This window comes from Kitasatospora nipponensis (assembly GCF_039528135.1).
Lineage (GTDB): Bacteria > Actinomycetota > Actinomycetes > Streptomycetales > Streptomycetaceae > Kitasatospora > Kitasatospora nipponensis.
This window is the reverse complement of the sequence record NZ_BAAALF010000241.1, coordinates 10,004-10,527: the sequence shown is the minus strand read 5'-3', so window position 1 is coordinate 10,527 and position 524 is coordinate 10,004. Positions and strand designations below refer to the sequence as shown.

The window sequence follows — 524 nt, the reverse complement described above, 5'->3', positions numbered from 1 at the left end:
GCGACCTGGTCGAACGCCGTGGCCACGGGCAAGGTCACCGGCTACCGGATCGGCAGCACCGTCACGGTCAAGGCCCCCTCGGGGGTGGCGATCGAGGCGACCGTGCCGACCGGCACCGTGCAGAGCCAGCTGCTGGGCAGCACGACCTTCGGCACGGCCTACGCCGGCACGCTCTCCGGCTGGGCCACCCCCGGCACCTTCCAGACCTCGGTGACGCTGACCCTGAGCTCCTCGGGCACCCCGGCGGGCCTGGCCGCCCGGGTGGGCGCGGTCCGGGTGAACCCGGCGGCACCGCGGGCCACCGTCCCGTCGGGTGTGGCCAAGGCCGTTCCGGCCGGGCCCGGTGACACCCTGCGGACGAAGGGCACGTCGCTGGTCCCGACCGCCGACAACGCCCCCGGCACCGTGGCGGGCAGCACCGGCGGCACCCGCGGCATCGGCTCCCGGCGATAGCACTCCCCGCCCACGGACGGCCTCGCGGCCGGGTGGCCGGGCACCGGTGACCGCGGTGGTCACCGGCAACA

Annotated in this window: 1 pseudogene; it reads left to right on the top strand. The window is 76.7% G+C overall.

Annotated features, from left to right (window positions below):
- Positions 1 to 453 (top strand): annotated as a pseudogene (locus tag ABD323_RS36575) (hypothetical protein); the annotation flags it as partial.
- Between the last annotated feature and the right edge of the window lie 71 nt (positions 454 to 524).